Here is an 8,269-nt window from a genome sequence, read left to right as displayed (position 1 = left end):
TTTTCCGGCCGAGGTATCGAGAAAGAGATCGGGCAGCTCGGGTCGGTTCGGGTCATCGACGCGGAGGACATCCGCGCCGATCGCGGCGAGGGCGCGTCCCGCCGTCGGCCCGGCGATCACGGTGGTCAGGTCCAGCACCCGCAGGGGGCGGTCCGCGCGGCTTCCCCCGGGCGCTCCGCCAGCGCGACCGGCCTCGCTCGGGGGCGTGTCCCAGCGGACCGGGGGCGCGTCGTCCAGAATCGCCGCCGCCTCGCTGGCGTCCCGGACGCGCACGAGCAGGGCACCGGCCGCGTGCGCGAGCGCTTCGAGCTCGGCCGCGTCCCGCTCGGCGAGCGCGGCGGCGAGCTGGATGGCGTTCGCGGCATCGGGCAGGCCGAGCAGCGCGCAGAGGCGGTCCCGGTGCCAGGGCGAGTTCGCATGCGTGCGCACCCAGTCCCCGCCGGAGACGGGAAAGAAGCCGCTCAGCGGGGCCCAGGGGGTCGCGGAGCGCCCGTTGACGGTCAGGACCTCAAGTGAGCGGAGGTTCGCCTCCAGGCGGGCGGGGCTGACCCGCAGCTCGGGGGAGCCGAGCGCGTGCGCGGCCTCGGCGGCGTAGGCCGTTGCCGCGTCGGTGACGAGCCCCTCCGCGTCGAGCACACCGTTCAATCGGGTGCTCGGGGTCCGCGGGGTGCCGCGGCTGGGCTCGGTCATCGTAGATCGGGGCTTCTGGCGCAGCCGAGGCGGGCGCGGTTCCTAGGCCAGCAGGCCGATGAGCAGCATCACCACGGTGATGCCGAGCCCGGCGAGCACGGGCAGCGCGGAGAGCTTTGGGCGCTTGGGGTCGTAACCGGGAGCGCCGAGCAGGGGATCGTGCGCCTCAGCCTCGGCGGGCTGCGGCGCGGAAACGGGAGAGGGCGCATCGGTCATGTCTCCTATTCAACACCGTCCCGGTGTGAGGAGCCTCAGAGCCACGCTGGTGGGTGAACGGGAACGGCCCCGTCCCCCGCGGTGTGCGTGGGGGACGGGGCCGGGCGCTGCGCCGGAGCGATCCGGGCTAGAGCAGTCCCTCGGTGAGGCGGTTGGGCGTGCCGAAGCGGTGCGCCGTCACGGAGACGGCCTGCTCCCGGAGGAAGGGCAGGATCTCGACGCGGCCGGACTCGGTGACGGGCTCCGCGTAGAGGGCGACATCGGGGATGCCGCCGAGCGCCGTGGCGATCGCGGGCACGGCCGCCTGGCCGATGACGCGGATCCGGCCCTCGCGGGTGCCGGCGAGGCCCGCGGCGAAGGCGGCGTCGTCCTGCACCGTGACGCGGGCGCCCGCGCGGGCGAGCACGGCGGCGAGGTCGGCGGGCAGCTCAACCGCGCTCGACACGGTGAGCGGCGAGCCCGCCGTGAGCCCGGCGGCGGCGGCGCGCACGAGCTGGGCGACGCCGGAGGCGGCGTCCGCGCTCGGGGCGACGGCCCCGGCCTCGGCCAGGCGGACCGTGACCGGCACGGGGAAGTACCGGAACACGTTCCGCTCCGCCTCGATGCCCTGCACGTCCTTGGCCGTGCCGAACTCGCGCTTCCAGCAGGCCCCGTCGCTCGTCAGGGCGCGGGCCAGGTAGCCGCGGTCGAACTCGGAGAGGCCGCTCGTCGCGGGCAGGATTCCGGCGGCCGCGCCGGAGGGGGTGCCCTTCGCCGCCGAGGGGGCGCTGGCCCAGTGGCCGAGGCCCACGAGGTAGTTCGGGCCGCCCGCCTTGCCGCCCGCGCCGACGGCGGACTTCTTCCAGCCGCCGAAGGGCTGGCGCTGCACAATCGCGCCCGTGATGCCGCGGTTCACGTACAGGTTTCCGGCCTGGACCCGGTCGAGCCAGGTGCCCAGCTCGTCCCGGTCGAGGGAGTGGATGCCCGCGGTCAGGCCGTAGTCGACGCGGTTTTGCATCTCGATGGCCTCGTCGAGCGTCTCCGCCGTCATGATGCCGAGGATCGGGCCGAAGTACTCGGTCAGGTGGTACTCGGAGCCGTTCGTGACGCCCTCGCGGACGCCGGGGCTCCACAGCTTGCCGCTGTCGTCGAGCTGCTTCGGCTCGATGAGCCAGGACTCGCCCGGGCCGAGGGTCGTCAGGCCCGAGAGGAGCTTGCCAGCGGGCGCGGCGATCATCGGGCCCATCTGGGCGCTGATGTTCGTCGGGTAGTCCACCTCGAGGGAGGCGACCGCGTCGAGCAGCTGCGTGCGGAAGCGGCGCGAGGTCGCCGCGGAGCCGACGAGGATCACGAGGGAGGCCGCGGAGCACTTCTGCCCGGCGTGGCCGAAGGCGGACTGGGCGACGTCGCGCGCGGCGAGGTCGTAGTCGGCGCTCGGAGTCACGATGATCGCGTTCTTCCCGCTCGTCTCGGCCAGCAGCGGCAGGTCGTTCCGGAAGGAGCGGAACAGCTCCGCCGTCTCGTAGCCGCCCGTGAGGATCAGCCGCTCCACGCGCGGGTCGGCCACGAGGGCCGTGCCGAGGGCGCGGTCGCCGAGCTGCACGAACTGCAGCGCGTCGGCGGGCACCCCGGCCTCCCAGAGCGCCTCGGCGAGCACGGCGCCGCAGCGGCGGGCCTGGGTCGCGGGCTTCATGATGACGGGGCTGCCCGCGGCCAGCGCGGCCAGGGTGGAGCCCGCGGGGATCGCGACGGGGAAGTTCCACGGCGGGGTCACCACGGTCAGCCCGACGGGGGAGAAGACGGCGCCGTCCACGTCGTCCAGCTCGCGGGCGAGCTCGGCGTAGAAGTGCGCGAAGTCGATCGCCTCGCTGATCTCGACATCGGCCTGGTCGATGGTCTTGCCAGCCTCGGCGGCGGCAACCTCGATCAGATCCGCGCGCCGGGCCGCGAGTGCGTCGCCCGCGCGGTGCAGGATCTCGGCGCGCTCGGCCCCGCTCAAGGTGCTCCAGGTGCCGCGGGCGGCCTCGGTGCGGGCGAAGACGGCGTCGAGCCCGGCCTGGTCCGTGATCGTGTGCGCGGCGACGGTGGCGTTGCCGAGCTCGCTCGTGGCGACGCGCTCAAGGATGGCGCGGCCCCACTCGCGGTTCACCCGGATCGCGGGGTCCGTGTCGGCCTCGTTGCGGAAGCCCGTGCGGGGGGCCGGCTCGGCCGGGGCCGTGCGGTCCTGCACGCGGTTGGTGGGCTGGGCGGGGGAGCCGATCTCCGCGAGCGACGCGAGGAAGCGCTGGCGCTCGCGCTCGAAGAGCGCGGGGTTGTCGCCAAGGTCGAAGACGGCGGACATGAAGTTCTCCTGGCTCGCCCCCTCCTCCAGGCGGCGGATCAGGTACGAGATCGCGACGTCGAACTCGGTGGGGTGCACGACGGGCGTGTAGAGGAGCAGCCCGCCGACCTCGCGCTTGACGACCTCGGCCTGGTTCGTGGCCATGCCGAGCAGCATCTCGAACTCGATCCGGCTCTGCACCCCGCGGGCCTTCGCGAGCAGCCAGGCGAGGGCCACGTCGAAGAGGTTGTGTCCGGCGACGCCGATGCGCACCGCGCGAGCGTTCTCGGGGCGCAGCGCGAAGTCGAGGACGCGCTTGTAGTGGGTGTCGGAGTCCTGCTTGGAGCCCCAGGTGGCCAGCGGCCAGCCGTGCAGCCCGGCCTCGACGCGCTCCATCGGCAGGTTCGCGCCCTTCACGACGCGCACCTTGATCGGGGCGCCGCCGGCGTCAACGCGGCGCTGCGCCCACGCGGTGAGCCGCTCGAGCGCGGGGAGGGCGTCGGGCAGGTACGCCTGGAGCACGATGCCGGCCTCGAGGTCCAGGAAGGCGGGGTCGTCGAGGATCCGCGTGAAGACATCGATCGTGATGTCGAGGTCCTTGAACTCCTCCATATCCAGGTTGATGAACTTCCGGGGGGAGGCCTGCGCCGCGATCTCGTAGAGGGGGCGCAGCTTGCCGATGACGTGCGCGACGTTCTCCTCGTAGGCCCAGGGGGAGTGCGGGGCGACGGTGGAGGACACCTTGATCGAGACATACTCCACGTCGGGGCGGCGGAGCAGCTTCTCCGTGCCGACGAGGCGCTTATCGGCCTCGGCCGCGCCGAGCACGGCCTCGCCGAGCAGGTTGATGTTCAGCTTCGCGCCGGACTGCTTGATCTTGGCGAGGGCCGGGCCGAGCTTCTGATCGCTCGCGTCCACGATGAGGTGGCGGACCATGCTGCGCAGCACCGCCTGGGCGGTCGGCACGACAATGCCGGGCATCGAGGTGGCGAAGGCCCCGCCGAGCTTGATCGCCTGCTTCATCACGCCGGGCAGGAAGCTCGGGGTGAGGGGGACGAGCTGCTTGAGGTTGCGGCCCGCGATCTTGCGGTCCTCGGGCCGGACGACGCCGTCGACGAAGCCGACGGTGAAATCGAGCCCGTTCGGGTCACTGAGCACCCCGGCGAGGCGCTGGCCGGAGGTGTCGACGGGGATCGACGCGCTCTCTTTGAGCCAGCGGGTCACCAGGGCGGTCGCCTCATCGGCGAGGGAATCGGGGGAGACGGCGGTGTCGTTGGGAAGGGTCATGCTGTGCCTTTTTGCTCGTGGCCGCGGGATTGCGTGGGCCGGGGATGCTCTCAGTATCGCCCGGGGAACGCATTAGGTACAGTGAAGGAAAATAATGGATAATCATCAGGAAAACTGACCTATTGAATCGAGGCCCCTGTGCTGGATCTCCGGCGGCTCCGCCTGCTTCGCGAACTGAGTCTGCGCGGCACTCTGGCGAGCGTGGCCGAGGCGCTGAACTACAGCCCCTCCTCGGTCTCCCAGCAGCTCTCGCAGCTCGAACGCGAGGTCGGCGTCCCCCTCCTGCGGCCCGTCGGGCGGCGCGTGCAGCTCACCCCAGAGGCCGAGATCCTCGTCGCCCGCACCGAGGAGATCCTCACGGTCATGGAGCGGGCCGAGTCCGAGCTGGCGGAGGCGGGGGAGACCGTCCGCGGCACGGTTCGGCTCGCGATCTTCCAGACCGCGGTGCTCGCGCTGATGCCCGCGGCCCTGCGCCGCCTGCGCGAGCGGCACCCCGGGGTGCGGCTGGAGATGGTCCAGCACGAGCCCGAGACCGCGCTGCACGACACCTGGGCGCGCGAGTTCGACCTCGTCGTCGCCGAGCAGTACCCGGGGCACTCGGCCCCGCACCACCCGGGGCTCGACCGGCTGCCCCTCATCAGCGACGAGATCAGCCTCGCGGTGCCCGGGACGGATCCGGATCCGAGCTGGGCGACGGTGCGTTCCCTGGCGGAGGCGGCGGACCGGCCCTGGGTGCTGGAGCCCGCGGGGGCGGCGTCCCGGCACTGGGCGTTGCAGGCGTGCCGGGTCGCCGGCTTCGAGCCCGATATTCGCTACGAAAGCGCGGATCTGCAGGCCCACGTGAGCCTCGTCTCCTCGGGGAACGCGGTCGCGCTCCTGCCGGGGCTCGTCTGGGCGGGGCGCGAGCCCGGGGCCCGGCTGATCCCGCTCCCCGGCCGGCCCCGCCGCACCGTGTTCACCGCCGCCCGCGACGCGGGGGTGGCTCGCCCCGCGGTGGACGCCGTGCGCGAGGCCCTCGACGCGGTCGTGGTCGCGTTGGGCGCCGAATCCGAGGAGCCGCCCGAGCGCTTGGCTCCTCTCAGCCGGGGAGAGTAACTTAGGGGGCAGGATGCCGGCCCCGCGGACACCCGCCCGGACGCCGGGAGTGGGCGCGCCGGCCCTGGCCACGGGAGGGGAACGCCATCGCACACGCACCGGATGATCCAGGGGGGACGCGCGCCCGACGGCACGGCCTCACGGCCCTCGGCGATCCGGCCGCGGAGCCAATGCTCCTCGGGCACGGCTACGGCAACGACCAGCGCATGTGGCGGCTGGTGGCACCGCTGCTCGCCGAGCGCTTCCGGGTCCTCAGCTACGACCTGATGGGCTCGGGGGACACCCTGCTCGCGGACTACGACCGCGCCCGCTACGCCTCCCTGGACGGCTACGCGGATGACCTGGTTGCGCTCGTGCGCGAGCTGTCGCTGGGGCCCGTCCGCTATGTCGGGCACTCCGTGAGCGGCATGATCGGGGTGCTCGCGGCCAACCGCGCCCCGGAGCTGTTCCGCTCGCTGACGCTCCTCGGGGCCTCGCCCCGCTACCTGAACGACGCGGGATACGAGGGCGGCTTCGAGGCATCGGACATTGACGGCCTCCTCGACAGCATCGACGAAAACTACCTCGGGTGGGCCGAGACCATGGCCCCGGCGCTCATGGCGAACCCCGGGCGGCCCGAGCTGGCCGAGGAGCTGCGGAGCAGCTTCGCGCGCCTCGACGGCGAGGTCGCGCGGCAGTTTGCCCGGGTCGTCTATCGTTCGGATCACCGGGCCGACCTCGATCGGCTGACCGTGCCCTGCCACGCACTGTTTGCGGCCGACGATCTGGTCGTGCCGGACGCGGTCGGCGCGTACCTCGCGCAGCGGCTCCCGGCCGCGCGCGTGGACCGGCTCGACGCGACCGGGCACTATCCGCACCTCTCCGCGCCCGCCGAGGTCGCCCGGCGCATCCTGGCGGAGGCGTGAGTGCCCTGGGCGAAAGCCCGGAGGCTTCCCCCGCGCCCCTCCCGGTCGCCACGCCGCCGCCGGGGCCGCGGCCCGTGCCCGAGCTCCCCGAGCCCCGGGAACGCAGGGCGGACGCCGAGGCCGCGCTGCTCGGCGAGCTCGCGCCCTGCGGGCTCGTCGTCACCGACGGCGACAGCCGAATCATTCTCGTCAACCCCCGCTTCGCGCAGCTGTCGGGCCGCGCGACCGCCGACGTTCCCGGGGCCTACCTCGGGCAGCGGCTGACCGGAGCGAGCCGGCTGTTCTGGGAGAGCCGCCTGCTGCCCAAGCTCCTCGAGGAGCGCTTCGTGAACGGCATGGCCCTCTCCGTGCGTGGGGCCGAGGGGCGGCCGGATCGGACCTTCTTCGTGAGCGCGATCGCCGAGGACGCCCCCGAGTTGGCCGGGGGTGTCCGGCTGCGCTTCGCCTTCCTGGAGGCGGATCAGCGCCACGAGTACGAGCGGAGCCTGCTCGAGTCTCGTCGGGTCGCCGAGGACCAGGCGCAGCGGGTTCGGATCCTGCAGGCCGCGGCGGCCGGGGCCGCCCAGGCCCACAGCGAAGCCGAGCTGGGCGAGTCCCTCGTCTCGGCGGCCATCGAGGCGAGCGACACGCCGCGGGTCAGCCTGGGCCTGGTCACCCCGGACGGCGGCCTGCGCACGATTGCCGGGGAGCGCCCGCTCCGGGCCCTGTCCGGCCCGGACCTCGACGCCCTGTTCCGGGGCGAGCGGGTCTCGCTCTGCGACCCCGGGGAGATCGCGGCGCAGTACCCGGAGGACGCCGGGGACTACGCCGCCGCGCATGTGGAGGCGGCGACCGCGCTGCCGCTCCTCGCCGACGGCCGGGTGCTCGGGGTGCTCACCTGCTGGTTCCCGCGCCCCTGTCAGGGCGACGACGACCGCTTCGGGATCCTGCGCTCCCTCGCCGACGGCGCGGTGCCCGCCCTGCAACGGCTCAGCCTGTTGCGGAGCCTGGAACACCGGGCCAGCCACGACCCGCTCACGGGGCTGCCGAATCGGCGGCGCGCGGAGGAAACCCTGGACGCCCTCCTCGGCGACCGGCGGGGATCGGGCGACGGGCTCGGCGTGGTGTTCGTTGACCTGGACGGGTTCAAGGCGATCAACGACCGCGAGGGGCACGGCGCGGGGGACCAGGTGCTCCGGCTCGCCGCGGACCGGCTCACCCGCTCGCTGCGCGCGGGGGACACGGTGGCTCGGCTCGGCGGGGACGAGTTCCTGCTGATCTGCCCCGGCGTCGGCCCCGGGGACCTCGCCGCGATCACCGAGCGGGCCCGGGCGGCGCTCGCGGAGCTGGGGCGGATGCCCGTCGCCTGCGGCCTCTCGGCCAGCATCGGGGCCGTGCACCACGACGGTGGCGCGGACGCCGGCGCCGCGCTCGGGGCGGAGCTCGTTGCCGCGGCCGACGCGGCGATGTACCGCTCGAAACGGCAGGGGAAGAACCGGGTGACCGTCACCGCGTGGAGCGAGCGAGACTGAGCCGAGCCACCGGCTGCGCGCGGGGCGATCCTCGCGCGCGCGCCGAGACATCCGTGGCCTGCCGGGGGCGGGGAGAACGACCGGAACCGGACGTCGTCCCCTAGGGTGGAGGCATGACTCGTCAGGAACAGCTCAGCGCGATTGCCGATGCCCTCACCGCCGCCGAACTCGTGTCCGGCTTCGCGACCGAGGAGGACGCCCCGGAGGGCTACCTCCTCATGACGGGCATCCTGACCCGACACCCCGAGGTGCTGATCAGCCTCGTC

The 8,269-nt window shown here is 73.6% G+C and carries 6 protein-coding genes; 3 read left to right on the top strand and 3 right to left on the bottom strand.

What is annotated here, in order from left to right; genetic code table 11:
- The 3 genes from OOT08_RS02690 to OOT08_RS02680 all read right to left on the bottom strand — a co-directional run.
- Positions 1–690 (bottom strand): CoA transferase (locus OOT08_RS02690; protein ID WP_325091002.1); only part of this gene is annotated, 690 nt, incomplete at its 3' end.
- A gap of 42 nt (positions 691–732) precedes the next feature.
- A complete protein-coding gene (locus OOT08_RS02685; RefSeq protein WP_325091001.1) occupies positions 733–906 on the bottom strand; it encodes a hypothetical protein in 174 nt (57 codons plus the stop codon).
- A gap of 127 nt (positions 907–1,033) precedes the next feature.
- Entirely contained in the window at positions 1,034–4,492 is a 3,459-nt protein-coding gene (locus OOT08_RS02680) for a bifunctional proline dehydrogenase/L-glutamate gamma-semialdehyde dehydrogenase (protein WP_325091000.1), read from the bottom strand.
- A 138-nt stretch (positions 4,493–4,630) separates the two neighbouring features.
- Between OOT08_RS02680 and OOT08_RS02675 the strand changes: the two genes are divergently transcribed.
- From OOT08_RS02675 to OOT08_RS02665, 3 genes are all read left to right on the top strand, one after another.
- On the top strand, positions 4,631–5,587 hold the full coding sequence (locus OOT08_RS02675) for a LysR family transcriptional regulator (protein ID WP_325090999.1): 957 nt from the start codon (positions 4,631–4,633) through the stop codon (positions 5,585–5,587).
- A 170-nt stretch (positions 5,588–5,757) separates the two neighbouring features.
- Complete coding sequence (locus tag OOT08_RS02670) at positions 5,758–6,492, top strand: alpha/beta fold hydrolase (RefSeq protein WP_325090998.1); 735 nt, start codon at positions 5,758–5,760, stop codon at positions 6,490–6,492.
- Positions 6,493–6,566: 74 nt separating this feature from the next.
- Positions 6,567–8,003 carry a diguanylate cyclase gene (locus tag OOT08_RS02665; protein ID WP_325090997.1) on the top strand — a complete coding sequence of 479 codons (1,437 nt, stop codon included), beginning with the start codon at positions 6,567–6,569 and terminating at the stop codon, positions 8,001–8,003.
- Positions 8,004–8,269: the final 266 nt, after the last annotated feature.

Source organism: Leucobacter sp. M11 (assembly GCF_035726885.1).
Classification (GTDB): domain Bacteria; phylum Actinomycetota; class Actinomycetes; order Actinomycetales; family Microbacteriaceae; genus JAPFRB01.
This window is presented reverse-complemented; position numbering and strand designations above follow the sequence as displayed.

Bases quoted from the DNA above. Each gene is read 5' to 3' on its own strand.
- OOT08_RS02685 (WP_325091001.1), bottom strand. From the start codon at position 906: ATGACCGATGCGCCCTCTCCCGTTTCCGCGCCGCAGCCCGCCGAGGCT.
- OOT08_RS02680 (WP_325091000.1), bottom strand. From the start codon at position 4,492: ATGACCCTTCCCAACGACACCGCCGTCTCCCCCGATTCCCTCGCCGAT.
- OOT08_RS02670 (WP_325090998.1), top strand. From the start codon at position 5,758: ATGCTCCTCGGGCACGGCTACGGCAACGACCAGCGCATGTGGCGGCTG.